Origin of the sequence: Galbibacter mesophilus, assembly GCF_023721415.1 — a bacterium.
Lineage (GTDB): Bacteria > Bacteroidota > Bacteroidia > Flavobacteriales > Flavobacteriaceae > Galbibacter > Galbibacter mesophilus.
Genome location: NZ_JAMQVC010000003.1, coordinates 100095 through 126265 on the forward strand (window position 1 = coordinate 100095; position 26171 = coordinate 126265).

18 protein-coding genes are annotated in these 26171 nt (G+C 36.7%); 9 read left to right on the forward strand and 9 right to left on the reverse strand.

What is annotated here, in order from left to right; genetic code table 11:
- Positions 1-86 precede the first annotated feature (86 nt).
- The 4 genes from NDQ75_RS12265 to NDQ75_RS12280 form a co-directional block, all read right to left on the reverse strand.
- Positions 87-1094, reverse strand: a complete 1008-nt coding sequence (locus tag NDQ75_RS12265) for a TlpA disulfide reductase family protein (RefSeq protein ID WP_202029573.1) — start codon at positions 1092-1094, stop codon at positions 87-89.
- 28 nt (positions 1095-1122) lie between these two features.
- The gene (locus tag NDQ75_RS12270) at positions 1123-2667 is read right to left on the reverse strand and encodes a glycoside hydrolase family 10 protein (RefSeq protein ID WP_202029572.1); all 1545 of its coding nucleotides are present in this window, start codon (positions 2665-2667) and stop codon (positions 1123-1125) included.
- 84 nt (positions 2668-2751) lie between these two features.
- The gene (locus tag NDQ75_RS12275; RefSeq protein WP_242513722.1) at positions 2752-4464 is read right to left on the reverse strand and encodes a RagB/SusD family nutrient uptake outer membrane protein; all 1713 of its coding nucleotides are present in this window, start codon (positions 4462-4464) and stop codon (positions 2752-2754) included.
- 15 nt (positions 4465-4479) lie between these two features.
- Complete coding sequence (locus NDQ75_RS12280; RefSeq protein WP_202029571.1) at positions 4480-7707, reverse strand: SusC/RagA family TonB-linked outer membrane protein; 3228 nt, start codon at positions 7705-7707, stop codon at positions 4480-4482.
- 233 nt (positions 7708-7940) lie between these two features.
- Here NDQ75_RS12280 and NDQ75_RS12285 point away from each other — a divergent pair, with 233 nt between their 5' ends.
- Positions 7941-8690, forward strand: a complete 750-nt coding sequence (locus NDQ75_RS12285) for a DeoR/GlpR family DNA-binding transcription regulator (protein ID WP_202029570.1) — start codon at positions 7941-7943, stop codon at positions 8688-8690.
- Between the two features lie 30 nt (positions 8691-8720).
- Here NDQ75_RS12285 and NDQ75_RS12290 read toward each other — a convergent pair whose 3' ends face one another.
- Positions 8721-9101, reverse strand: coding sequence for a Rid family detoxifying hydrolase (locus tag NDQ75_RS12290; RefSeq protein WP_202029569.1), 381 nt, complete (start codon positions 9099-9101; stop codon positions 8721-8723).
- Positions 9102-9122: 21 nt separating this feature from the next.
- Positions 9123-11921, reverse strand: coding sequence for a putative LPS assembly protein LptD (locus NDQ75_RS12295; protein WP_202029568.1), 2799 nt, complete (start codon positions 11919-11921; stop codon positions 9123-9125).
- A gap of 42 nt (positions 11922-11963) precedes the next feature.
- Here NDQ75_RS12295 and NDQ75_RS12300 point away from each other — a divergent pair, with 42 nt between their 5' ends.
- The 8 genes from NDQ75_RS12300 to bshA all read left to right on the forward strand — a co-directional run bounded on the left by NDQ75_RS12300 (position 11964) and on the right by bshA (position 21722).
- Positions 11964-13091 carry an N-acetylmuramoyl-L-alanine amidase gene (locus tag NDQ75_RS12300; protein ID WP_202029567.1) on the forward strand — a complete coding sequence of 376 codons (1128 nt, stop codon included), beginning with the start codon at positions 11964-11966 and terminating at the stop codon, positions 13089-13091.
- 54 nt (positions 13092-13145) lie between these two features.
- Entirely contained in the window at positions 13146-14108 is a 963-nt protein-coding gene (locus NDQ75_RS12305) for an MlaD family protein (RefSeq protein WP_202029566.1), read from the forward strand.
- A 2-nt stretch (positions 14109-14110) separates the two neighbouring features.
- Positions 14111-15442, forward strand: a complete 1332-nt coding sequence (locus tag NDQ75_RS12310; protein ID WP_202029565.1) for a (Fe-S)-binding protein — start codon at positions 14111-14113, stop codon at positions 15440-15442.
- Positions 15443-15468: 26 nt separating this feature from the next.
- Complete coding sequence (locus NDQ75_RS12315) at positions 15469-15915, forward strand: LNS2 domain-containing protein (protein WP_202029564.1); 447 nt, start codon at positions 15469-15471, stop codon at positions 15913-15915.
- A 105-nt stretch (positions 15916-16020) separates the two neighbouring features.
- On the forward strand, positions 16021-16812 hold the full coding sequence (locus NDQ75_RS12320) for a (Fe-S)-binding protein (protein WP_202029563.1): 792 nt from the start codon (positions 16021-16023) through the stop codon (positions 16810-16812).
- 36 nt (positions 16813-16848) lie between these two features.
- Positions 16849-17334: an ABC transporter ATPase gene (locus NDQ75_RS12325; protein WP_202029562.1), complete on the forward strand. Its 486-nt coding sequence runs from the start codon at positions 16849-16851 to the stop codon at positions 17332-17334.
- 173 nt (positions 17335-17507) lie between these two features.
- Entirely contained in the window at positions 17508-20432 is a 2925-nt protein-coding gene (locus NDQ75_RS12330; RefSeq protein WP_202029561.1) for a glycoside hydrolase family 3 N-terminal domain-containing protein, read from the forward strand.
- 147 nt (positions 20433-20579) lie between these two features.
- Positions 20580-21722: an N-acetyl-alpha-D-glucosaminyl L-malate synthase BshA gene (gene bshA, locus NDQ75_RS12335; RefSeq protein ID WP_202029560.1), complete on the forward strand. Its 1143-nt coding sequence runs from the start codon at positions 20580-20582 to the stop codon at positions 21720-21722.
- Positions 21723-21895: 173 nt separating this feature from the next.
- On the opposite strand, the gene NDQ75_RS12340 is transcribed toward bshA, so the two are convergent.
- The 3 genes from NDQ75_RS12340 to NDQ75_RS12350 all read right to left on the reverse strand — a co-directional run bounded on the left by NDQ75_RS12340 (position 21896) and on the right by NDQ75_RS12350 (position 25983).
- A complete protein-coding gene (locus NDQ75_RS12340; RefSeq protein WP_202029559.1) occupies positions 21896-23197 on the reverse strand; it encodes a 3'-5' exonuclease in 1302 nt (433 codons plus the stop codon).
- Between the two features lie 222 nt (positions 23198-23419).
- A complete protein-coding gene (locus NDQ75_RS12345) occupies positions 23420-24442 on the reverse strand; it encodes a DEAD/DEAH box helicase family protein (RefSeq protein ID WP_202029558.1) in 1023 nt (340 codons plus the stop codon).
- Complete coding sequence (locus tag NDQ75_RS12350; RefSeq protein WP_207190473.1) at positions 24424-25983, reverse strand: ATP-dependent nuclease; 1560 nt, start codon at positions 25981-25983, stop codon at positions 24424-24426. Before NDQ75_RS12350 ends, NDQ75_RS12345 begins: the two co-directional genes overlap by 19 nt.
- Positions 25984-26171 lie beyond the last annotated feature (188 nt).

Here is a 26171-nt window from a genome sequence, read left to right on the forward strand (position 1 = left end):
ATTTTTATACAAAATAATAGAAAAGGTTGTTCTGAAAAGGACAACCTTTTTTGTTTTACCCATAATTTAAAATGTGAAAAATGGTATTACATTGAACTTACAAATTCTTCTATCTGCTGGAGGTTACAATTGCGTCCGATTATAATTCCTTTCCCGTCAATCATAATGTTCGAAGGGGTAGTTTGTATTCCATAAGTTTTGAAGCCTTCTTTTTTTGATCCTTTCAGATTGTCACCAAGTTGCGGCCAATTTAATTTATCATTATTAATTGCATTAAGCCAAATTTCTTTGCTTTTATCAGAGGAAACTCCAATAATTTCAAATCCATTGGAATGATAATTTTCATAAACCTCCTTGAGTTCTTGATTCATTTTTTTACTGAAGTCGCAACTGGAAGTCCAAAAAAGGATTAATGTTAGTTTTTCCCTCAATGAAGAAACCTTCACTAAATCACCTTCTTTATTGATTCCAGTGAAATCGATATATTTTTCTCCTATTTCTGGAATATCCTTGCTTATTATTTCATTTTGAATCTTTTGTCCCAGCGACGAAGACTGAACCGTAACACTTAATTTTGAAAACATCGCTTTTGTTTCCTGGGGCGACCATAGGTGATTTCCGTACAAGACATAAAGACTAACCAATGAATTGTGGTGGTTCAGAACAAAGTTTTTCTCTCTTTTTTTAACAAAAGAGTCGTTACCGCTAATTTCATCTGAATAAACTTTGGTTTTAAGGCTATCAAATAAAACTTGATTTTTTGATCCAGTTATAACTGCCTTCTTAAAGCTAGATTGAGAAGCATCAAAAATCATGGCCGTATCTTCCAGCCATAATTCAGTAAATTCTTTTTTGTCTTCGCTGAACAACATTGTAAATAAGGCAGGTTCGGGAAGTTCCGTTTTAAATTCGAAGCGATTATTAGTTACAATCGCCGAATCAAGATTCACTCCGTTGGTTAAATCTCTAATATAAAGCTTAGTTCCATTTTTGATGTTATTGGTTTTTCCACGTAACGAAAAATGATTATTGTTACTATTACAGGAAAGTAATACTAATAGAAAAAGAGTTTGAAAATACTTTATTACGTGCAATTATTTCGGATTAAGAAACGTATTAAAGTTACATAATTTTTTTCTCCTTAAAAAGACTTTGATTGCCGGTTCTGTCAACAGCTGTTACACCAATTTTTTCTAAACGGACTCCCTTTTCGGTTAACAATGGAAGGGTAGAAGAAACTTCATCTCTACTGAAAATCTTATAATTCCATTTGCCATTAGCGTATTTGTAATACAATACGAATTTAAAAGCGTCTTTCTTACCAGAATGACTCCAGATAATGTTTACCGTATTATCTTTTGTTTTGAGGTTTACAAGCGGTTGAACAGGGGGTTGGTTATCTAGCCACGGACTAGCAGGAACTAACGATTTCTTTGCATAGGGTTGCTCTAAAAGTGCCTTGGAAAGGGTGTCGTATTTAACTACCGGACCAATACTCCAATGAACGGTTCCTTTGCTGTTGGGTAACATTCCGCGGGTAATCATTATTTGATTAATAACTTCATCGACATTTTGTTTATCTCCACCGTGGTCCATTTTTATGCCGGGCCACAAATGTCTTTTTTGAGTGTTTTCACGTTCCCACCAACCTAAAAGCTCAGGAAAGCTTTGACCTTCTTTGTTTATCTTCCAATACAGTTGCGGAGTGAAATAGTCAATCCAGCCTTTGTTAAGCCAAAGTTTTGCATCAGCAAATAATTTGTCGTACTGATCGTAGCCAACTACAGAGGCGGGATAGCCAGGTCGCCAAATTCCAAACGGACTCAATCCAAATTTCACATAAGGCTTTTCTTCTTTGATAGTTTGATAAACTCTTTTTATAAAATCGTTTACATGGTCCCTTCTCCAGTCGTTTCGACTTAATTTACCGCCATTTTTAAGATAAGCTCCCCAGCTTTTTTCATCAGGGAAATCTTTGCCGTTGTTATAGGAATCGTACGGGTAGAAATAATCATCAAAGTGAACTCCGTCGATGTCATAGCGCGAAACAATATCTTTAACCACTGCCAATGAATGCTTTTTAGTTCCTTCCATAGCAGGATCCATCCAATACATTCCGTTTTCTAATTTCACAACGAGTTCGGGATGTGTTTTTACAATCGATTTTTCCGAGATTTCTTTGCCTTGTGTATGGTGCGCACGGTAAGGATTTAACCAGACGTGCAATTCCAATCCTCTTTTATGGGCTTCTTCCACCCAAAATTCAAGCGGATCGTAATATGGCATTGGAGCGTCTCCTTGCTTTCCTGTTAAGTAATACGACCATGGTTCCAAGTCACTTTTATAAAGGGCGTCTGCTTGTGGTCTCACTTGAAAAATAGCAGCGTTATAATTATGTTTTTCAAGGAAATCCAGTAAAGCAATGGCTTCCTTTTTTTGCTCTACGGAAGATAGCTCCGGTTTGCTTGGCCAGTTGATATTGGCCACCGTAGCAATCCATGCCGCTCTAAATTCTTCTATGTATAGCGGGGTTTTTGGGTTCCATTTGTTTTTTTTAAGGGAATTTATTCCGTTTTTTTTATTGAAATAAGTAGCTTCTGCTGTTCCACAAGAGTGCAAAACAAACAATAATAGAAAAAGAGAAAGTAATGATCTTAATTGTTTCATTGTTATAGTTGTCTAAGATTTTAAAGTAAAAAGTTCCTCAACATAAAGTCAAGGAACTTTTTTAGAGACCAAAATTCAAATATATTACCATCCAGGGTTTTGTTCAAGCGTTACGCCTTGATCACTGTATAATTTTATTTGATCCAATGGAATCGGACTCAAATAAACTCTTGGGTTGTCAAATGTTCGAGCAGATTCAGAAGCTGAAGCTGGGATAAGATACCCTTGATCTCCTTCAGTTAAGGCCAAGCTGCTTAAATCACTATCGGGATAATCGGATTTAACAACCCATGCGCCACGATTTATATCTTCATTGTCCAGCATATCAGTGTATTCCAGTTTTTTCCAACGTCTTAAATCGTCCAGTCTGAAACCCTCCATCATTAATTCCGTGCGTCGCTCCCTGCGTATCTCCCAAATTATGGAAGGTACACTTGGGTCTCTATTCGGATCGTCGTATGCAGTGCCATTTACGGAAACGGAAGAACCGGAAACTTCTAAATGAGGAAGCATAACTCCAGGGCGGTCACGCAATACGTTTATAGACTTATCAATATCCTGTTGAGATAAAGAAGGTCCGCCGACTGTTGCCAATTCCGCTGCGGCTTCAGCATAATTAATTAATACCTCACCATATCGTATAATAGGTGCGTCTGTTGGGTTTAAGTTTGAACTTCCCTCTGGGTCATCTTTGATTTCTTCATTTAGGAATTTATGTACTGCATAACCAGTTGTAGAGAAGTTGAAATTTATTCCGTTAATGCGTAGGGTGTCTGGCACGAAAGTTTCGTACATACGAGGATCTCTATTTGCCATAACGTTTTCTACGCCTTTGTCTCCCTGATAGTTTGGAGACAATTCTATTGGGAGTCCGTCGCTAGCTAAATAGGTCTCAATAGCGTCTTTGGAAGCTCCAGTTTGAGGTTCTTTATTATTGTAACTATTTAAGGAATGGGTTACCTGACCAGCAGCATATTCCCTAAAAAGTATAACTTCAGGATTTCCTCCTAAATCTAGCGAATTAAATACACTTCTATAGTTTCCTAAAGAGTAGTTTCCTCCATCAATAATTTGTTCCGCTGCCCATTTTGCTGCTTCTAAATACTGGGCGGCTTTAGAGCTGTTGCCTTCATGGTATTTTTGCCATGTACCTTCAAATAGAAAAATACGAGACATATATGCTAGTACAACGTCTCGGTTTACTTCTTGTCCGGGATTTTCTACTTCACTTCTCACAACGGAAGCTGCAAACTGAAAATCTTCCAATACCTTATCCATTACAAAGGTGCGGTCGTCCCTTTCCTTGTACAGTAACTCTGTATCTTCTTCAGAGAGTTCTTGGTCATAATAAGGTACATCTCCAAATCTGCTTACAAGATCGTGGTATTCCAAAGCTCTAAAAAATCGTCCAATACCTGTCCAATGATCAATGGCTTCTTGTTCCATAGGGACAGTTTGTACGCGATCAATAAAAATATTAGCCTTACGAACATAACCAAAAGACCAGCCTCCTCCAGAAGGCGGTACCTGTTGTTGAAATTGTGGCGGGTTTGAAGGGGCGAAATCATCATTTAATGATTGCCCTGTAAAATAGCTCCCAAAGCTGAACCCAGAACCATAACCTCTAAAATATGGAGTATAGAAACCAAATGCGAACGTTCTTACATTACCTTCATTGGTCCAATAGGTCTCGTCTGTAAGTTGATCTTGCGGTGGTTGGTCTAAGTATTCTTCGCACCCTACAAGACTTATAATACAGATAAATAATATTGTTTTTATATATTGTTTTTTCATCATTTTTCGTCTTTTAAATTAGAATGTTAGTTGAAGTCCGAATGATAACGATCTTCGGTAGGGGTAAACCCTTCCGTAAGTAGAAGTGTCATTTATACCAGTATCTGTGTAGTCTACTTCAGGATCTACTGGGATTTGTGCTCCAGTGAATTCAAATAGATTTTCTCCACTAAAATAAGCTCTAAACCTTTCAAGACCAATTTTAGAAGACCATGTTTGAGGCAAGGTGTAACCAAATGTTAGGTTTTTCATTCTTAAATATGACAAATCCAATAAATATTTGGTCTGTGGCAAAAAGTTCATAGAACCATTTGATTGTTGTTGGTCATTAGGTCTTGGATAATAGGCGTTTGGATTTTCAGGCGTCCAATAATCCAATTGGTGTTCGTACCAAGCTTCGCCGTAACGATATCCTGGGATAAAAACAGGTCCGTTTGCCCAAAAATCGCGTTTTCCGACCCCTTGCATGAAAAAGCTAAGGTCGAATCCTTTCCAGTCAGCTCCAAATTGAAAACCGTACTGGTAGCGAGGCGTGGAGTTACCAATAACTTTCATGTCGCCGCTGTCACCTACCGTAGCAGAACCGAAGTCAATAACACCATCTCCATTTAAATCTTTATATTTTATATCTCCTGGGCCATATTGAAACCAGCCATTGGTTTCATATCGTTCTTGACTTGGAACGCCATCTGCATAACTTCCGTCAGCATTAAAATCGGCTTCTGTAAAAAATCTGTCGGTTTCATAACCCCATATTTCTCCAAGTTGTTTGCCTTCATAGTTGGTATAGATTCCTTGAGTAGTATTAGCATACCTAGTGATTTCTTCTTTAAAATCACTTACAGTAGCCGTAGCATTAATACTTAAACCATTTCTGAATTGATGTCTGAAATTTATTGCGAGTTCCCATCCAGTTGTTTTCATTTCTCCATAATTTCTAGTGGGTGAAAAGGTTCCAAAGGTGTTTGGTAGTGTAACCCCAGGGCTGTGCATATCGGTTACTTTTCGCTCATACCAGTCGAATATAATTCCTAGTTTATCATTAAACAATTTGGCATCAAAACCGAAATCCAAGGTCGTAACCGTTTCCCAAGTTAAGGAGGATGGAATCGAGCCTGGAGTGCCCACAGCTACTTGGTTTTGTTCGCCAATGAGCCATCCTGAATTGTAAGAAGACATAATTCGGTATATGTTAGAAAGATAGGTGTTTTGATTACCAACAGAACCGTATGAACCTCTAAATTTAAAGAAGGATAAAGTAGGCTTTAGGCTTTCCATGAATTTTTCTTCTGTAATTACGTATCCAGCAGAAAACGATGGAAAATACCCCCACTTTTTGTCGCTAGAGAGTCGTGAAGAACCATCATATCGTGCATTCACCTCAAGTAAAATTTTGTTTTTATAGCTATAGTTCGCTCTGGCAAAGAAACCTAGTGTTGTCCATTTATCTCGATCTCCTGCCACAAATTGATCTCCTGTTGCCAAATTAAGTTCTCCTTGATCCGGATTTAAGAGTCCTCTTCTTTGCGAAGCGTGAAACCAATCTTCATATTCTTCCAAATCTCCTCCAGCGGTGAAATTGAATTCATGCACTTCATTAAAGGAAGTTTTGTAGTTAGCAAAGAGTTTCGCCGTGTTTCTTCGGCTCCACTCGGAATTATACTGAGCGCGGTCGAAGGCGGGGCTGCTGTAGGGTACGTACGAAAAATCGGCTCCCTGCGCCCAGAAATTGTAGGCGTACAACGTACCTCCCGTCTGATGTTCATGTTCTTCTTCTCTATCGTGAGTATAATTAAAATTGATAGATAAATCTTTTGCGGGTTTAATTACGGTTCCAACATTGAAACGAGATAGTGAATAAGTGTTTTCATTCATTTTAGCCTGCTCTACTTCGGAAATATGATTTCTAAAAGGCTTTCCGTCCACAGTTCCATAAGGGTAATAGGCAGGCCATCTAGTGGTATAATACCAGGCATCGTAAGTGGAGGAACCAAAATTAAAAGGTTCAGTAGTTAAAGAATTTGTATTTAAAACCTTGGCATTTATGTCCATCCAATCGGTAACGCTGGTGTTGATACTCAGGTTGATGTTGTAGCGTTCGTATTTGTCAGGATTGGTTTTGTAAACTCCACCCTGGTTTAAGTATCCAAGACCTAAATAGTAATTGGTGTGCTCACTTCCTCCAGATACATTGATATCGTGTTTCTGCTGTAAAGCCCACTCCTTAACAAATAATTCTTGAGGGTCCCAAGGTCTATAAAAAAACAATCGTCCATCCCTTATTTCATAATCTCGTCCTTCTACCATTTCCATTCCTAAATCCTGACCACTATATAGATTTTCCCATTCTCTCATTTTTTGAATGGCTTCTTGATCTATGTACATTCCTACTAAACCAAAGGCATCAAGAGAAGGGATCCTTCTGTTAACAGCTGCGAAAGCCATCTCGGCTCCATCTGCAGCAGGTGCAACCGTGGGTGTATTTGTTGGTGTGGCCCATGAGAAGTTATTGGAGTAGCTTATTGTCGGAGCTCTTTCACGATTACCGTTTTTAGTGGTTATTAAAATCACACCCCAAGCTCCTCTAGCTCCGTAGATTGAGGTAGAAGCTGCATCTTTTAATACTGAAATATCTTTTACGTCCTCTGGATTTACAGCTTGTAGGCTTGGTACTTCCACATTATCTACCAAAATAAGTGGTTGAGCACCACCGCCGGTGCCGAGTGAACCTACTGAACCTCTCAATCTAATTACAGGATCTTGTCCGATCTGACCACTGGGAGTTGTAATGGTTAAACCAGGTGATATACCTTGAAGTCCTCGAGCGACATCCGTTATTGGGCGGGAGTCCAGCACTTCACTGTCTATAGTTGCAACGGCCCCAGTAAGATTTTTCTTTTTCTGGGTTCCATAACCTACTACTACGACTTCGTCTAATCCAGTTACGTCTAGTTTTAACTCTACGCTAATAACGGTCTGGTTTTTTACGGGCATTTCATTCGTAACGTATCCAATAGATGAAAATACGAGCACTGGATTATTATCCGTAGACAGTTGTATCGTATAATTACCATCAAAATCAGTACTTACCCCGTTTTGAGTGCCTTTTTCCACAACACTTACACCAGGAATAGGAACACCGTCAGGATCATAAACAGTACCTGTTATTTCTTTGCTTTGTCCCCACAGCGCTAGGGTGGAGATGAAAGCAGAAAACAGTAATAAGTTTTTCAGTTTTTTACTCATAGTTGGAATGCTTTTAAGTTAGTTTAACACTTATTCATTTTGCATTTAAATGTTAGAATCAAGTTAAGATTCTAATTAAATTGAATTTAAAGGTGCTATAAATGTAAGCATAAAAAATAAAAAACTGCAATATTTTGCTGTTTTAGTCTTTTTATTGCTGTTTTTTGTGATTAAACTTGCAGGATTGGTAGATAAATACCATATTTATTGTTTTTGTAATTTTTATTAAGGATATGTTAAAAGCGGAGCGAAAACAGATTATTTTAAATGAAGTTCGAATTCACAACAGAATTTTGTTAACTGATATAGCAGAGATTTTAAAGGTCTCTATTGATACTGTAAGAAGGGATGTCACGGAACTTCATAAAGAGAACAAATTGAAAAAGGTTCACGGAGGTGCTATTTCGCTTGGTTTTGATAATTATAGTATCAAGAGAGATGATATCTATTCTTTGGAACAAAAATCCCATATAGCGCAAAAAGCACTTAGTTTAGTGAAAAACGGTCAAGTAATTTTACTTACAGGGGGTACAACAAATATGGAGTTGGCTAGGCTTTTGCCTCCTGAGTTGAACATCACTTGTTTTACACCAAGTTTGCCAGTGGCCAATTTATTGCTTAATAAACATAATGTTGAAATCATTTTCATCGGTGGTAAAATCTCCAAAAGTTCTCAAATAACAACAGGAGGAGAGGCCTTAAATCTTTTAGCAGATATTAAGGCTGATATTTGTTTCCTTGGAACCAATTCAATAGACCCAGATGATGGTTTGACTGAATTTGATTGGGATATTGTTCAACTGAAAAAAGCCATGATAAAAGCTTCCAAAAAGGTGGTAGCTCCAGTTATTTCTGAAAAATTAAATACGGTTCAACGTTACAAAATATGCCAAATGGAAGAGGTAGATATTTTAATAACCGAATTATCTCCTAACAATAGTAAACTGCTAGCTTTTCAAGAAAAGAGCATTTTAATTTTATGATTATAGTGTAAGAAGGATGATTTTTTTTACCTACCCCACTGCAATCATAGATATCTCTACGTTTACGTTTTTTGGAAGTGTTTTTACAGCAACGGTTTCTCTTGCTGGGGCGGTTTCTTCATTGAAATGTGCGCCGTAGATAGTATTGATTTTAGCAAAATTATCCATGTCGCTTAGAAAAATTGAGCTTTTTACCACATTTTCGAAAGTGAAACCAGCTGCTTTTAGAACAGCTTCTAGGTTTTTCATTACTTGTTTGGCCTCGTCTTCTACGCCAGAAGTGATTAATTCATTGGTGGTTGGATCTATGGCGATTTGCCCTGAAATATATAAAGTGCCATTAGCTAAAACAGCTTGATTATATGGGCCTAAAGGTGCTGGTGCGTCGTTGGTGTTGATAATTTTTTTCATGATAAAAAAGTTGGTTTTAAATTAAAGTTGTCTGTCCGGTTCACTTCTTTTCTCCCATTTAAGATCGCTCAACATAGAAGATTTAATTCCGATAAAGAAAAACCAAGAAGCGCGACTGCTAAAAGGTACCCAGTTAAAATTAAGCCTAAAACTTTTTAGGTCCCTCGCAAAACGTAACTGAGTATAGGTGAATCCTCTTTGTTTAAAATCGTATCCCGAAGATACACCTACTTTCCATTGGGGTGTTAAATCGATGTTTCCAGAAAACATAACCGAATTATTGGTGATCTCATTTTGCCTATTGGAGTTGGAGTAGGTCAGAGAATATGCCAATCGTAAATCCCATGGTAGCTTAGCGCGATAGGCTTCCGTAGGGGTGTCCTCTTTTGGCTCGTTGTCATCATTGGCGAAAGTCCGGCTGTCACTAAAGTCCTGTGATCGCCCGAATAAATCATCATCCCGGCCACCACTTTGGGTGTTGTCGGTTTGCCCTTTGTCATCTTCGCCTTCAAAAAACTTACTATTAATGGAGTAACTCACGTTCATGTTGGCACTGGTCATTCTAAACAAACTTCCGCCATTTTCGTAATTGAAGACATCTATCCTCGTTCCGCTGTTGTCAATTGCGTAAGGATCTAAAGTAGCGCCAAAGTTAACGTTCATTTTATTTTCAAAGAACTGTGTTCCTCCACTTATTCTCACCGGACTCCAAGGCAATGAGTCGGCCACAATGTTATAGGAAGTACTGAAGTTTAAGTTGTTCAGCAGCATTATTTTTTTGGGTTCTGTGGCTGTAGTGTCTTTGTCCCTCACTTTGGCCTCTACAACGTTACTAAGCGACATCCCAATATTATTGGAATTGTTCAAGCTTGGTGTCCCGTAAAGACCATTTTCAAATGGGGTGTAATTTTGCATTTCACCGTTCTCATCGAGGTATTGGTCATAATACTGATCAAAAGCGGGGGTGTAGCCATAACTTACCGAAGGCCTAACCGTATGTCGTATCGCTTGTATTTTTTTATCTTGGCCAAAATTAAAAGTACCGTATACGGTAGTACCAATACTAGCGTTAAAATTGTATGTTCCGAAGCGATCAAAGCCGCTAAGCGTATCTATCGGAGTGTCATCCAGAATAGGGTCGTAGTCGTTATAGCGTAATGTTTTCAACTGCCAAACCTCATTGTAGTTGGCTCCTACAGAAGTACTAAAGAATTTAAAAATTTTAAAGTTGGTGCTGATCGGGATAGTGTGTTGGAATCCGACCCTAGCATCATCAAACATCTCCGATTTAAAAAGAAGGGTGTCAATGGTTCGAATTTGATTCTCGGCCCTAAAATTATATTGAAAGTTTATATTCTGAATAATCCCACGTTTTGCGCCATCTTTGGATGCAAACGGAAAAATACGCTCCATACTGGCCTGCAATGTTGGAAGCGTCATATTTACTGATTGGTCCCTTGTATTTTGCTGAATGGAAGTCGTGGCATTTAGGTTAACCATCGGTGAACCTGGAAAGGTTTTGTTATACGAAACCGATGATTGTAAAGTGTTATTAAGAAAGTTGGGTGTGTTTAACTGATTAAACGAGTCCTGGTAATACTGACTACTACCAAAGTTCACAGACGCAGAAAGTCTGGAATTCGGACTCGCCTTTGCGTCTTGACTATGGTTCCATTGGATGTTGTAAATCGTGCTACGGGAATAATCGGGGAAACCACGTTGACTGTTAATATTGTTCTCATATCGAAAACGCAAAGCGCCCCTAAATTTATATCTTTTTGCGTAATTGGTTTCCGTTCTAAATCCGTAACTACCATTGGTGTAATAATCTCCTAGCAAAGCAAGATCGAAATAATCACTAATGGCAAAATAGTACCCCCCGTTTTGCAACGAATACCCTCTTTGATTGGTTTGCCCGGGCGTAGGCATTATAATTCCTGAATTCCGACTTTCCCGAGACATTGGAAAATAAGCAAACGGTATAGCGATGGGCGTGGGTACATCAGCAATGTACATGTTACTAAACCCGGCAATGATTTTCTTGTTAGGTACAAATTTCCCTTTTCGCACACGGATGTAGTAATCGGGATCGTCTATGTCGTCAGAAGTGGTTAGTTTTCCTTCCTTCAAGAAATAAACAGAATCGTTTTCTTTTTTTACAATTTCAGCAAAAACATTCATGGATTCTCCCATGGATTGTTCTGTACGGGAATTGAAAATCAATGCTTTTTTGGTGTCAAAATTAAAGCGGATGGAATCAGGTTCAATAACGCTATTTCCTTGTTTGAAATAGGGGGGCTGAATAAGTGCTCCGGTAGAGTCCTTGATCCTACCGGCATATACTTCGTTGGTGGTATAATCAATAACTATAATCCCCGATTTTAACTCATAATCCTGGTAATATACTTCGGCTTCATTGTAGAGGTAGATTTTCTTTTCCCTACGACTCATCTTCATATAATCTTTTGCCTTGTATTTTATTTTTCCTTTTAGAAAACCTTGTTGTTTGGTAGTATCTTGAGCGATGGAATCCGTTGCGGTGGTGTCAATTTCAGCAGTGTTGGTTAAAATATCCATTGCCGAAATATTAAGCGTATCTTGAATTGGAACCTCTTCGGTAGCGGGAATGTTTATCGTTTCAACTTTGGGTCTTTCTTGGGCATAAAAAAGCCCACTGATAAACAGGGAAAACAGCGTTAAAAGTATGTGTTGTTTCTTTGCTTGCAAAGCTTTTAATCCTATTTTTGTAAAAAGAATGGCTCGGTTTTTGACGTGCCAAACATACGTATATTTTTTGGTCTGTTTGTTATAGAATATCAAATTTTAACCAAATAAATAACAGCTATAAACCGTTATTATTTTATGAATAGATTTTTTAGTGCATTTATTTTATTGGTTAGCCTGGGGGCAACGCACTGTGTGTTTTCGTTCCACAAAGATCAGTCCAAAAATGATAAGTTTACGGTTGTTTTGGATGCTGGTCATGGTGGGCACGATCCCGGAAACATGGGTAATGGATATAAAGAGAAGGACATAGCACTTCAAATAGTGCTCCAAGTCGGCCGGATATTAGAAAAAAATTCAGACATCAATGTAATCTATACTAGAAAGGACGATAGTTTTGTAGATCTTTATGTTCGGGGAAAAATAGCAAACGAAGCAAAAGCAGACCTGTTTGTTTCCGTGCATTGTAATTCACATAGTTCCAGTGCTCATGGAACAGAGACGTTTGTTTTAGGGCTGCATGCTAACGAGCGTAATTTTGATGTAGCCAAAAAAGAGAACTCCGTAATTTATTTAGAAGATGATTACGAAGTGAATTATGCCGGGTACGATATCAATTCTCCAGAATCTTTTATTGGGTTGACTATCATGCAGGAGGAGTTTTTAGATCAAAGTATTTCATTGGCAAAATCCATCCAAGATCAATTTACTGGACAATTAAAAAGAGTGAATCGAGGGGTAAAGCAAGCTGGATTTATCGTTTTGCACCAAACTTTTATGCCTAGTGTGCTTGTGGAAACGGGGTTTCTAACATACAAGCCAGAGGGAGCCTATTTAAATTCAAGCAAGGGAAAATCAGATATGGCAACATCTATCGCTAGTGCAATCTTAAAGTATAAGGCGCAGGTTGATGAGAATGTGGGCGGCGATTTTTCTTATGAAGTAAAAGATCATTCGTTGCCTTCAACTGCAAATGAAAATTCTTCCGTTGAAACTTCAGCAGGGGTTACTTTTAGAGTGCAGATAGCTGCAGGATCCAATGCGATTGAAACTAAATCATATAATTTTAAAGGGCTTTCGCCAATCAGTAGAGAAAAAGAGGGTGCTGTTTATAGATATTACTATGGAGAAACTTCCAGTTACGAAGCAGTGAAAGAGATGCAGAAAAAGGCCATCGCCAAGGGGTATTCAAGCAGTTTCGTTGTAGCCTTTAAAAATGGTGAAAAAGTAAAAGTGAGTTCAGTAGTCAATTCCGCGTCAAATTAGAACCAATCTTAAGAAATTATTTCTAATTTTGTTGCTTACCAAAACACAGAACATTTGAAATTATCCAAAGAACTTAAAACAGGAATCATTGTAATAGGCGGTATTGTCTTGTTTATTCTGGGCTTTACTTTTCTAAAGGGAAACGACCTTTTCAATGAAAGCCGTACCTACTATGCAGTGTACGATAGTGTAGACGGAATTTCTACTGGAACTGGTGTGAGCATCAATGGTTTGCAGGTAGGTAATGTTAACGATATTCAATTTATAAATGGCAAGGGTAATTTGCTCATTACTTTTACGGTAGATAGTGAGTTTCAGTTCTCTAAAAATAGCGTAGCTGAAATATTTGATACTGGAATTATCGGTGGAAAGAGTTTACGGGTAGTTCCTGTTTATGATGGAAGTCCGCAATCCCAATCTGGCGATACACTAAGGAGCCATGTTGAACCTGGTTTGACCGATTTGGTTACAGAAAAACTAAATCCGCTGCAAAAAGGAATAGATAACCTTCTGAAGAATGCCGATTCGGTGATGGTGGGGGTAGATGATATTTTAGACGATGAAAGCCGAAAAAATATCAAGTCCAGTATAGAGAATTTGGATAAAGTAATTGCAAATTTCGCAGGAGCTTCGGGAACGCTTAAGGAGCTTCTTCAAGATAATCAGGAGAAACTAGATAGGTCATTTACAAATATCGATAATTTATCAGCTAACTTATCCAACGTTAGTGATAGCTTGGCAAAAGCCGATATTGGCGCTGCATTGGCAGATTTGCAAAGTAGTATGGCGAAGCTTGATAATATTATGACCAAGATTGAATCTGGAGATGGTTCTGTAGGGAAATTGCTTAATGATGAGGAATTATACGCCAATTTAACGCAGTCATCCTTGGAACTGGAATTACTTTTGGAAGATTTAAGATTGAATCCCAAACGGTATGTGCATTTTTCCCTTTTCGGAAAAAAGGCAAAACCTTATGAGGCTCCCGAAGAAGAAACAGAAGAAACGAACGAATAGCAATGAATTATATACCTCAAATACTTTTTGCGATAGTCCTACTACTGGGGATTGGTTATTTCGCAAAAAACATCAATAAACTTGTCCGTAATATTAAACTTGGGAAAAAAGTAGACCGTACCGATAAAAAGGGAGAACGATGGGCAAATATGGCGCGCATTGCTTTAGGTCAGCAAAAAATGGTGGTAAGGCCTATCGCCGGTTTCCTGCACATCATAGTTTATGTTGGGTTTATTATTATCAATATTGAAGTATTGGAAATAATAATAGACGGTCTTTTTGGTACGCACCGCGTTTTTGCAACGCTAGGTCTTGGTGCTGCTTACGATATTTTAATCGGTTCATTCGAAATTTTAGCATTTTTAGTGCTGGTTTCAGTAATTGTATTTTGGTTACGTAGAAATATTATTAAGCTGAAGCGCTTTTTCTATCCTGAAATGAAAGGATGGCCAAAAAATGATGGTAACATTATCCTTTACTTCGAAATGGTATTGATGATTTTGTTTTTAACCATGAACGGTGCCGATTTTACGTTGCAACAAATGGGAGCAGACCACTATGTACAAGCTGGAGCTTTTCCTGTAAGCCAGTTCTTGGTGCCATTGTTTGAAGGATTAAACGAAGGAACACTTATAATTATCGAGCGAACAGCTTGGTGGCTTCATATTATCGGAATTTTAGTGTTTTTGAATTATTTATATTTTTCCAAGCACCTTCATATTTTATTGGCTTTCCCAAATACTTGGTTTGCCAATTTGGAACCAAAAGGACAGTTTGAAAATTTAGAATCGGTAACGAAAGAAGTTAAATTGATGATGGATCCCGATGCCGATCCTTTTGCCGCTCCTGCGGAAGGGGAAATGGAAGAAGAACCAGAGAAATTTGGTGCTTCTGATGTAATGGATCTAAATCAAGTTCAGTTATTGAATGCATACACTTGTACCGAATGTGGCCGTTGCACCAGTGAGTGTCCCGCTAGCCAGACTGGTAAAAAGCTTTCTCCGCGTAAAATTATGATGGATACCAGAGATCGTTTGGAGGAAGTAGGTAAAAACATTGATAAAAACGGGAAATTCGAAGACGACGGTAAGCAATTGCTAGACGATTATATCACCCGAGAAGAGCTTTGGGCGTGTACTACCTGTAACGCCTGTGTAGAAGCTTGTCCAGTAAGTATCAATCCATTGTCCATAATCATGGATATGCGCCGTTATTTAGTGATGGAACAATCGGCAGCACCAACGGAGCTTAATAATATGATGGGGAATGTAGAGAATAATGGAGCACCTTGGCCATACAATCAAATGGATCGATTAAACTGGAAGAACGAATAATTTAATCCAACAAATAATACTTTAAAATGAACAAAGAAGAAGTAGAGAAATTACTTAATGAGAAATTACAGGACGGAGAACATATTAGTCCGGTACTGCCAAAAGGAATAAAAAATTATTTAATAGATATCGACGGGACTATTTGTGATGATATTCCAAATGAAGAGCCAGAGCGTATGGCGACGGCACAAGTATATCCAGATGCTTTAAAAACCTTAAATAAGTGGTTCGACCAAGGCCATATAATTTATTTCTTTACTTCTAGAACAGAAGAGCATAGAAAAACAACCGAGGATTGGTTAGATCGTCATGGGTTTAAATACCATGGTATGGTGATGGGGAAACCAAGAGGAGGAAACTATCACTGGATAGACAATCACTTAGTGAAAGCAACAAGATACAACGGGAAATTCACAGACTTAATTGATAAGCAAGTGAAAATCCAAGTGTTTGATGACGGAAAACACGATTAAATAAAAGATCGTATAAATTTAGAGTGCCACTTCAATATTAATTTGAAGTGGCTCTTTTACCAACTTTATGGGTTTGGTAAGTTATATTAGCAAAAATCAGATAGCATGAGCGAGACAATACAAGTACCTACAATGGCAGAAATGATGGCAGCTGGAAAAGCCCCCGAAGTTTTATTTTGGGTGGGTTGCTCCGGAAGTTTTGATGACAGAGCCAAAAAAATCACCAAAGCTTTTGTGAAATTATTGAACAAAGCAAAAGTAGATTTTGCAGTATTGGGTACTGAAGAAAGCTGTACTGGCGATCCTGCCAAACGTGCAGGAAACGAAATGTTGTTTCAGATGCAGGCTATGACCAATATTGAAGTATTGAATGGCTATGAAATTAAAAAAATAGTTACTGCTTGTCCGCATTGCTTTAATACTATCAAAAATGAATATCCTTCTTTGGGTGGAACTTATGAAGTGGTTCATCACACCCAGTTTTTAAAATCGCTATTGGAAGATGGTCGATTAACGGTTGAAGGAGGGAAATTTAAAGGAAAGCGTATAACTTTTCACGATCCATGCTACCTAGGTCGAGCTAACGATGTTTATGAAGCCCCCCGGGAGCTTATCCAAAAGCTGGATGCCGAATTGGTAGAAATGAAAAGTTGTAAAAAAAGAGGTTTGTGTTGTGGCGCTGGTGGTGCGCAAATGTTTAAAGAGCCCGAAAAAGGAAACAAAGACGTAAACATTGAACGTACAGAGCAAGCTATCGAAACCAAACCGGAAATTATTGCAGCAGGATGTCCGTTCTGTAACACCATGCTTACAGATGGTGTGAAAGGGAAAGATAAAGAAGGAGTGATAGAAGTAATGGATGTAGCAGAGCTTATAGCCAATGCTGAAGATTTATAATTAAGGAGTAGAAGGAATCTTTTAAACCAAAAGAAAATGTTTGTAGCGTTCAATAATTTATCAGAAACTGCAAGAGTTTGGATTTACCAGGCTAATAGAAGTTTTACAGAAGAAGAAATTACCGAGTTGAATACCAAAATTGAAGACTTCCTTCAACAATGGACAGCGCATGGAGCCAATCTCAAGGCTTCTTTTGAGATTCGTTATAAAAGGTTTATCATTATAGCTTTAGATCAAGAATTTAATGCCGCAAGCGGTTGTTCTATAGATGCATCGGTGCGTTTTATTCAGCAGTTGGAAAAGGACTATAATGTTGATCTTCTTGATAAAATGAATGTTTCTTACCGCCAGGGGGATTTTATAGCTTATAAACCCTTAATGGATTTCAAGAAAATGGCAAAGCAAAGAGCCGTTTCCCAAAATACCATAGTTTTTAATAACTTGGTAACCAACAAAGAAGAATATGAAAATTATTGGGAAGTTCCAGCTAGGGATAGTTGGCACGCCCGATTTATGAATTAAAATTCTATAGATCCACTATAAATTTTAACGTTTATTTCTTACTTTTTTAAGTAAAAAGCCTCGTTTTTTACCGCAATTTAACTTTCTTTTGTAAAAGTGATTTAAGTTTTTCTGAACCCAGAAAGACTCTAATTGCTTCATAGTATTGTTTTCCTTTTTAATAAAACTTATTCATGATTATAAAAAGAAATGTTTTTTTGTTGGTGGTTTGTTTTGCAATTTTCAAAATGAATGGTCAGCAGGTAGACCCGTTGCTATCGCCGGATGCTGAGCAACAAAAAGCTTGGGTCGATAGCATTTACAATTCACTTTCACTAAAAGAAAAAATAGGACAACTTTTTATGATAAGGGCATTTTCCGGTCAAGGAAAATCGCATACGGATGAGGTAAAAAGGTTGGTGCAAGAAAATCAAGTTGGAGGAATTATTTTTTCTACCGGTGGGCCATATCGGCACGCCAAACTAAATAATGAACTACAGGAACTTTCTAAAGTAAAAATGCTTACTTCCATGGACGCAGAATGGGGACTTTCCATGCGGTTGGACTCTACTTTTGCTTTTCCGTATAATATGGTTTTGGGAGCGGTAAAAGACGATGATTTAATACGTCGCGTTGGAAAGCATATCGGTGAGCATACCAAGCGTTTGGGAATGCACATTAATTTCGCTCCCGATGTAGATATCAATACGAATCCGCAAAACCCCATTATAGGGAACCGTTCTTTCGGGGAAAATAGAGATAAAGTAACTGCAAAAGCGTTGGCTTTTATGGAAGGAATGCAATCGGCGGGGGTGTTGGCAAACGCGAAGCACTTTCCGGGGCATGGAGATACTTCGCAAGATTCCCATAAAACCTTACCAACCGTAGATTTTGATAAAGAAAGAATAGATACGGTAGAACTTTATCCGTATAAAAAATTATTTCCAAAAGGGCTCGCCAGTGTTATGGTGGCGCATTTAAACGTTCCTAGTTTGGAGTCGCGGGAAGGATTTCCTTCGTCTTTATCAAAAGGAATTGTTACTGATTTGCTAAAAGAGAAGCTTCAGTTTAACGGACTCATATTCACGGATGCGCTGGAGATGAAGGGTGTGGCGAATTATGCTGATTCCGGAAACGTGGATTTGTCAGCTTTTTTGGCGGGTAATGATATGTTACTGATTTCCGATGATACCGAAAAAGGAATACAAAAACTGGCTGAAGCCTATGAAAGCGGTGTGATTTCCGAAGAGAGATTGGCTTATTCAGTAAAAAAAGTACTTAAGGCAAAGTATAAAGTCGGGTTGCACAATTACCAACCGGTGGATACCACCAATCTATACCAAGATTTAAACCGTATTGAAGACAAGGTGTTGTTTGAAGAGGTGATGGAAAATGCCATTACCGTTGCTAAAAACGACGAACAATTAATCCCTATTCGAAATTTAGAAGATAAAAAAATAGCCTACGTAAGTTTAGGCGATGGAGAACACCAAAGTTTTTTGAAGACACTTCAGAAATATGGAAATGTGGACCATATTCAAAATGATAATTTAGGCGATTTAATCAAATCCTTAGAGCCTTATAATTTGGTAATTATCGGTCATCACCGTTCTACGGAAACGCCATGGAAGGACGCCACAATATCAGACGAAGAGAAAGTGAAGATTTATGAAATCGCAAGAAAACATAAAGTCATTCTTGATGTTTTTGTAAAACCTTATACTTTGCTTGATCTTCAAAGTATCGACAATATTGAATCTATTGTGGTGAGTTATTTAAATGACCCGATCTCGCAAGAAAGTTCAGCAGAAATAATTTTTGGAGCGATTGCTTCAAAGGGTAACTTGCCTGTAATGGCACACGCCAAACTTCCCGAAAATAGAGGTTTTGTTACCAATTCACTGTTCCGTTTGGGATATAGTATTCCTGAAAGTGTCGGTATGAACAGCAACACACTTAAGAAAGTAGATTCCGTTATGAAAACGGCTATCCGTTCTGGGGTTACACCGGGCGGACAAATTCTTATTGCCAGAAGGGGGAAGGTAATTTATAACAAAAACTTTGGAAGGTTCGCTTACGATGCCGAAGCTGAAAAAGTACATAGCAATAACCTTTACGACGTTGCCTCCCTCACTAAAATAATGGCTACGCTTCCCAATATCATGCAGTTAGTAGAAAAAGGGGAACTCGATTTTAATACTACCCTTGGGGAAATGTTGCCCGAACTTAAAGGTAGCAACAAAGCCGACTTAAAATTGTTGGAAGTGCTTTCCCATTACGCACGCTTAAAGCCATGGATACCTTTTTATGTGAACACTTTGGATGAGGGTACTAAAAAACCTTTGGATAAGTACTACAAAGAGGAACCGACCAGGAAATTTAAAACACAAGTAGCCGATCATCTTTACATACGGGATGATTACCGTGATTCTATACTTCAGCAAATCAAGGAGAGTGATTTATTACGGAGGTTGGAATACAAATACAGCGATTTACCATTTTTATTGTTACAGCGCTATTTGGAAGACCACTATAAAAAACCTTTGGATGAAATTGCACAGGAGCGTTTTTACAAACCTTTGGGCATGAATTATACCACTTATAATCCTTTGGAAAAGTTTGGGAAAGCAGAAATAGTTCCTACCGAAGTAGATGATTATTTTAGGTATCAAACCATTCAAGGATATGTGCACGATATGGGTGCCGCTATGTTGGGAGGTGTTGGTGGCCATGCAGGTTTGTTTAGTACCTCCAACGATTTGGCTAAAATGATGCAGATGTATTTGCAGAAAGGATATTATGGCGGGAAACGTTTTTTTAGCGAAGAAACCTTGGATAAATTCAACACCTGTTATTACTGCGATAACGATAATAGACGAGGAGTTGGTTTTGATAAACCTCAGTTGGGGGAATCCGGTCCCACTTGCGGCTGTGTTTCCATGACCAGTTTTGGGCACAGCGGATTTACAGGCACCTATGCTTGGGCAGACCCAGCAGACGGATTGGTATATATTTTTCTATCCAACAGAACGTACCCTACCATGCTGAACAGAAAATTAATTACAGAAGGTACCCGTACTGTGATTCAGGAGATTATCTACGAATCTATTGAAAGATGATAAAAAGTTACAGCTCAACTGTAAATTGAGAGGAATAATACCGACTCAGGTTGAAGAATAAACAACCTCGATTAAGGCCTGTCTTTGCCAGTCAGGCTGGCACGAGGGATTATAAATCTCACTTAGTGAGTAAATTGAGATAAAACTATGCGCATAGGGATTGTATGTTACCCAACCTTTGGAGGAAGCGGTGTTGTTGCCACCGAACTTGGTATGGCATTGGCAAGTAGAGGTCACGAAATTCATTTTATAACCTATAAGCAGCCCGTTCGTTTGGCACTTCTTAAAGGAAAGATTCACTTTCATGAAGTAAATGTTCCGGAATATCCCTTATTTCACTATCAACCGTATGAGCTTGCCCTGTCGAGCAAATTGGTAGATATGGTGAAGTTGCATAAAATAGAAGTACTTCACGTGCATTACGCCATTCCACATGCCTATGCGGCGTATATGGCCAAAAAGATGCTAAAGACACAAGGCATTAAAATACCCATTGTAACCACACTTCACGGTACCGATATCACGTTGGTAGGAAACCATCCATTTTACAAACCTGCCGTGACGTTCAGTATTAATAAATCGGATGTGGTGACTTCGGTTTCCAAGAGTTTGCAGGAGGATACCAAGCGCTTGTTTGATATTAAAAGGAAGATTCATGTAATTCCTAATTTTATTGATGTTTCCAAATACCAATATTCGTTTACCGATTGCCAACGGGGAATGATGGCGGAAGAAAACGAGCGTATTATTACGCATATCAGTAATTTCCGAAAGGTAAAACGTATTCCCGATGTAATCAACATTTTCCATGGTATTCAAAAAGAAGTACCGGCTAAACTGATTATGGTAGGGGAAGGCCCAGAGAGGGAAGAGGCCGAAGCCTTGGCAGACAGTCTCGGTATTGGTAAAAAGGTTGTCTTTTTGGGGAATAGCAATGAGGTGGATAAGATTTTATGCTTTTCAGACTTATTTCTTTTGCCTTCGCAAACAGAAAGTTTTGGTTTGGCAGCTTTGGAAGCTATGGTAAATGAAGTTCCGGTAATTTCCAGTAATACAGGTGGAATACCAGAGGTTAACAAAGATGGTTTTAGTGGTTACCTAAGTGAAGTAGGGGATGTAGAATCTATGACCGCCAATGCTATTAAAATACTAAAAGACGATTCTACCTTAAACACTTACAAAAAACAAGCTCGCGAGCAAGCAACAAAGTTCGATATAAATAATGTTGTTCCCCAATACGAGGAAATTTACGAGAAAGCATTTGCTAAAGCCTTTGGTAAAGCTTTGTAGTGGAGTGCTTTAGAATAGCATTTTTGTTTTTTCGCCTAACGGTCTCGGTTATGAGTAGTTACATGGTTTAGTACGGACTTTTGCAAGTACACAATAAACTGAACATCCGCGAGGACTTTCAGATGTAGGCGAGAACTAGAAATAAACTATATACGATGTCGGCATTCTGTTTTTTAAATTTTTTTGAGTTTCCTTAATTCCCAAAAACATTTTGTCAACGCTTCAACATCATTTTCCGCATTATGAGCACCATAAAAATCATCTTTAAACAACTTATAATACAAATCTGATAATTTTGGCCATTTATATCCTTTTGAACCATTATTTATAGCACAGAGATTTGTTGTTTTTTTCATAGTGCATATTTTATGTTTTTTGGGTATTGGGTTATAAATTTTATTTCTTAATAATTCGGCTCCTAAAATTTTTTCATCAAAGTCAAAATTATGTGAGATAAGAAAATCGGCTTTTTCAATTATAGAACAGAATATATTAAGCGCTTTGGAAATATCATATCCATTTTTTATTGCACTTTCATTTGAAATACCATGAATATTTGTAGATGATATAGGAATTGAATAATCTTTTGGTTTTATGAGAAAATTTCCGGTAGAAATTTTATTACCCCGATTATCAGTTAGTATATAAGCCAATTGGACCATTCTAGGCCAATTGTCTAAATCTGTAATAGGTGCATTGAAATTGTTCGGAAGTCCAGTCGTTTCTGTGTCAAAAAAAAGATAAGTTTCATTTTTGTTTCTATTATTATCAAAATTATTCTTTCTAGTTTCAGATTTAAAAAGATTATAGTCCGATTCGGTTAATTTATTCTTGATAATAATGTCCTTAGGTTTGTCCTCAACAAATTGAATTCTTGTATACCTATAAATTTTATCTCCAGAACTCCTATCTAATATGTACTCATCTGAATGTTCAGTTTTTAAAAAATTAATATTTTTTGAAAAATGATATTCTTTAATTATTTCATTAACATCATCATGTTCAGGTAGTTCATTTGTCCAATACTCAAAGTCTTGTATTTGAGATTCACAAAATTCAGTAACGGAAATCGTAGGTGTTAAAATTTTGTTTTTTTTTGTATAAATTTTTTTAATGGGATGAATATGACAGGCAACTGTATCGTGCGTATTATCAACATCATCATTATACCAATCCTTAATGAGATCCATTAATTGAGATGAATCTATTGTCAACTCTGGAAAAGTTGGTAATAATTCATTAGGCTCAATAAATAAGTAGTTGAATAATAAAACTTCATCACTCGAATTGTTATCATCTATTATATTACTTCCAACCAAAGTGCGATGACCCAAAAACTTTTTTTGGGCTAACTCTATTTCTAGTAAATCTCGTGACAAGACCCTAAAACTAGTGATAAATAATGTGTTGGATTTTAAAATTTTTAATCTTTTAAGCAAGGCTTTATGCAATGTTTTTCTTCTAATTAATTTCATAAAAAAAATTAGTATTTATAACAATTCTGATTTTCCTAAAATCTCTGCTATTTTTTAATTTCTAAATATTCTCCGATAATGAATGCCAACGGTCTGGAATAAGCATAGTAGCGGATTTTACACACTAACTTTTCAGTTAAACAAAGACCTATGATTTATTAATTTTCTTTAGTTTAAGCACTTAACCCGCTATTTTTTATATACGTTGTTGTAAACTGTGCTTTATTCCAATAGTTTTTCACTTGCTAAATAGCAGTTTCCTCTTGTCCTAGATAGAGCAACATACAGTTTATTTTTTGTTCTGCTTGCTAATTCTTCCAATTTTCCTTTTTTGTAGAGCTTATATGTCGTTTGATTTAGTAATATGCAAGTATCTATAAAGTCATCTTCTCCTTTACATTCTCCCCAATTTTTTGCTTTGAACTTTCTTTTGCTAGCATTGCTATAAACCAATTTAATTGTGGCATCATCATTTAGTTTTTCCACGAGCATTTCCTTGTCTTCAATTAATTCAATTTTAGTTTCATCAGTTCTATGAGAGCCAATTTGAATTTTTAGATTATCAGTAATGTAATTACATATTGTAGGACTACATCTCCAGCTATTACTTAAAGTCTCTAAATCAATTGCAATATTATAATCTTGATATTTTTTTAGATACTTGTTATAGTCCTTGTGCAGATTTGCATTAACATTTCTGTCAAAACTAGTTACATACGTGTGTTGGTAAAAATCTCCAACAAACAAAAAATTAAGTTTAGATTTTGACAATTCCATAATAAAATTAAAATCGTGGCTTCCCAAATCTTGTACTTCATCATAATAAAAATGGTCACAGAACTTTTCCAATCTTAATCTAACATCTTCTATTAAATTTTCAAACTCAATCAATTTAGCTAATCTATTATGGTAAGCATATCCACTTTTGCTTATATATTTTCTTATATCTGAATTTTTCAAGTAATTTGTCTGTTCTGGCGAATTCTCAAGATAAATCCCTTTGAGGTTGTATTTATAAAACAAGAAAGGTTTGATACAAAAACTATATAGGAAATTGAAATATGTAAAAACTTGAATGTTGTTTGGTAAATAGCCGAATTTTTTAATGATGCGCTTACGTATTAAACTTGTATTTGTAATCGTGTATGTAACTAAATAGAATCTTTCTTCAAGATTTAGGCTGTCAATCAGATTGGTTGTTTTTCCTGAGCCTGCAACAGCTAAGATTAATTTTTTATCAACCATTCTATAGCATCTTTTATATAATCAGGAACAATTATTTCGGCACTTTTTTTGTCTAAGATTTCGAATGCACATTCAGCTTTTTCATCGAGCATAAATTGCTGAACACTTCTCGTTTTTCTTCCTGGTAAAAATAAATCATTGCAAATTTTTGTATTTGAATTAAACATTGAAATCTCGAATGTTGAGATAGAATTATCAGTCTCAGAGAAAACTTGAATATTTGGTGTTATGTATTTAGCATATCTGTCTATGCAGTTCTTTTGATAATCTGAATCGTTATCTCTGATAACTGCTGTTTTGATATTTAATAGTTTAGAAATCTCTAAATATCTTTTAAAACTTGTACCATCCACCGAAATTATGTGAGAATCTAGTTCGTTTGGATTTTTACCTGTTACTATTTCAAAAAATCTTTCTAGCAAAATAAATTCCGCATCTCCTTCTACAAGAATTACTTTTTTAGATAAAATGAATTCCAAAATATTGTTATCTGGGGCTTTCATAAAGAAGTTTGCAGTAGAATCTTCTAAATGGGTTAGGTTAATAGATATTGAACTATTACTGTTCAACAAAATGGTATTTCTTAAATCTAGCCTTGAACTAATTAAATTACTATGAGTAGCAATGAAAATTTGTTTGTTTTTGGAATCATTTATTCTTGAAATGAGGTTTTTCATATTCAAATGACTTAAATGATTCTCGGGTTCTTCTAGTAAAACAAAATCTAATTCATTTTGATTTTTTTGTAAAGCAAACTCCGTTTTTATGAAACATTGACGACCTTTTCCCTTGTTTTGAATATCAATATTTTCCTCGGTTATAGTTAGGTCTGTTACCAAGTTTGATTTCTTGTCATTTTTGATTCCAAATTGATAATCTCCTGTCTTTTTATTGACGTCAGCTAAAATTTTTTCGCGATAATCATTCTTGTATTTACGATATTCATTTAAGTGTTTGTTTTTTTCTGAAAGAGAAACGTTGCTATCGTATAAGGTCTTTATATATTGATTTGTAGCATATTCATTATTTATAAGAGTATTATCTAATAGAATATGCTTGAAGTCTTTTTTGAAACTTAGGTATGGCTGTCCGGAAAATTTGTGAAAAGCAATTGAATAATATTCGAACGGAAAGTTCTGTTTCCCTTCCGCTAAAATTTCAGAAATATCCTTGCTTAATTCGTCACGCGGTTCACAAATCAGTGAAAATCCGAATTGGTCAGTTCCAAGAGTATTATTCCTACCGTAATAATCGTCTTTATCTCCTAGATTATCAAAATACAATTCAACTTTTAGTTTAGGTAGGGTTTCATATGTATTAGTCAGGAAGAAATTTTCAACAGCTTTAGAATTGAATAGTAGATCTAGTCCTTCGGTTTCAACTCGATTTCTGCTGCCTCTAAAAGCCAAGTCAATAGCTAGTAGTATTGAACTTTTTCCAGATTCATTATCACCAATTAGAACATTCAAATTGTCTTTGAAATCTATTTCTAAAAATTCGAATTTTTTGAAGTTAAAAAGTTTAAGTTTTATAATTTTCATATTGGTTCGAATCTTTGTTTTAGCATTGTTTACAATGAAGTATATAAACACATAGCACTTATATACCTCCTATTAATTTCAACTAAAATAAGTAAAATTCTTACAAATAGGCATTAAAAAAGGCTGGTTTTTTATAACCAACCATTTTAAGTTTTATTTATACATTATTTTTTCTAGTATTTATGGCC

Coding starts and splice junctions, on each gene's coding strand:
- NDQ75_RS12270 (WP_202029572.1), bottom strand. CDS start 2,667: ATGAAACAATTAAGATCATTACTTTCTCTTTTTCTATTATTGTTTGTT.
- NDQ75_RS12275 (WP_242513722.1), bottom strand. CDS start 4,464: ATGATGAAAAAACAATATATAAAAACAATATTATTTATCTGTATTATA.
- NDQ75_RS12280 (WP_202029571.1), bottom strand. CDS start 7,707: ATGAGTAAAAAACTGAAAAACTTATTACTGTTTTCTGCTTTCATCTCC.
- NDQ75_RS12285 (WP_202029570.1), top strand. CDS start 7,941: ATGTTAAAAGCGGAGCGAAAACAGATTATTTTAAATGAAGTTCGAATT.
- NDQ75_RS12290 (WP_202029569.1), bottom strand. CDS start 9,101: ATGAAAAAAATTATCAACACCAACGACGCACCAGCACCTTTAGGCCCA.
- NDQ75_RS12300 (WP_202029567.1), top strand. CDS start 11,964: ATGAATAGATTTTTTAGTGCATTTATTTTATTGGTTAGCCTGGGGGCA.
- NDQ75_RS12310 (WP_202029565.1), top strand. CDS start 14,111: ATGAATTATATACCTCAAATACTTTTTGCGATAGTCCTACTACTGGGG.
- NDQ75_RS12315 (WP_202029564.1), top strand. CDS start 15,469: ATGAACAAAGAAGAAGTAGAGAAATTACTTAATGAGAAATTACAGGAC.
- NDQ75_RS12320 (WP_202029563.1), top strand. CDS start 16,021: ATGAGCGAGACAATACAAGTACCTACAATGGCAGAAATGATGGCAGCT.
- NDQ75_RS12325 (WP_202029562.1), top strand. CDS start 16,849: ATGTTTGTAGCGTTCAATAATTTATCAGAAACTGCAAGAGTTTGGATT.
- NDQ75_RS12330 (WP_202029561.1), top strand. CDS start 17,508: ATGATTATAAAAAGAAATGTTTTTTTGTTGGTGGTTTGTTTTGCAATT.
- bshA (WP_202029560.1), top strand. CDS start 20,580: ATGCGCATAGGGATTGTATGTTACCCAACCTTTGGAGGAAGCGGTGTT.
- NDQ75_RS12340 (WP_202029559.1), bottom strand. CDS start 23,197: ATGAAATTAATTAGAAGAAAAACATTGCATAAAGCCTTGCTTAAAAGA.
- NDQ75_RS12345 (WP_202029558.1), bottom strand. CDS start 24,442: ATGGTTGATAAAAAATTAATCTTAGCTGTTGCAGGCTCAGGAAAAACA.
- NDQ75_RS12350 (WP_207190473.1), bottom strand. CDS start 25,983: ATGAAAATTATAAAACTTAAACTTTTTAACTTCAAAAAATTCGAATTT.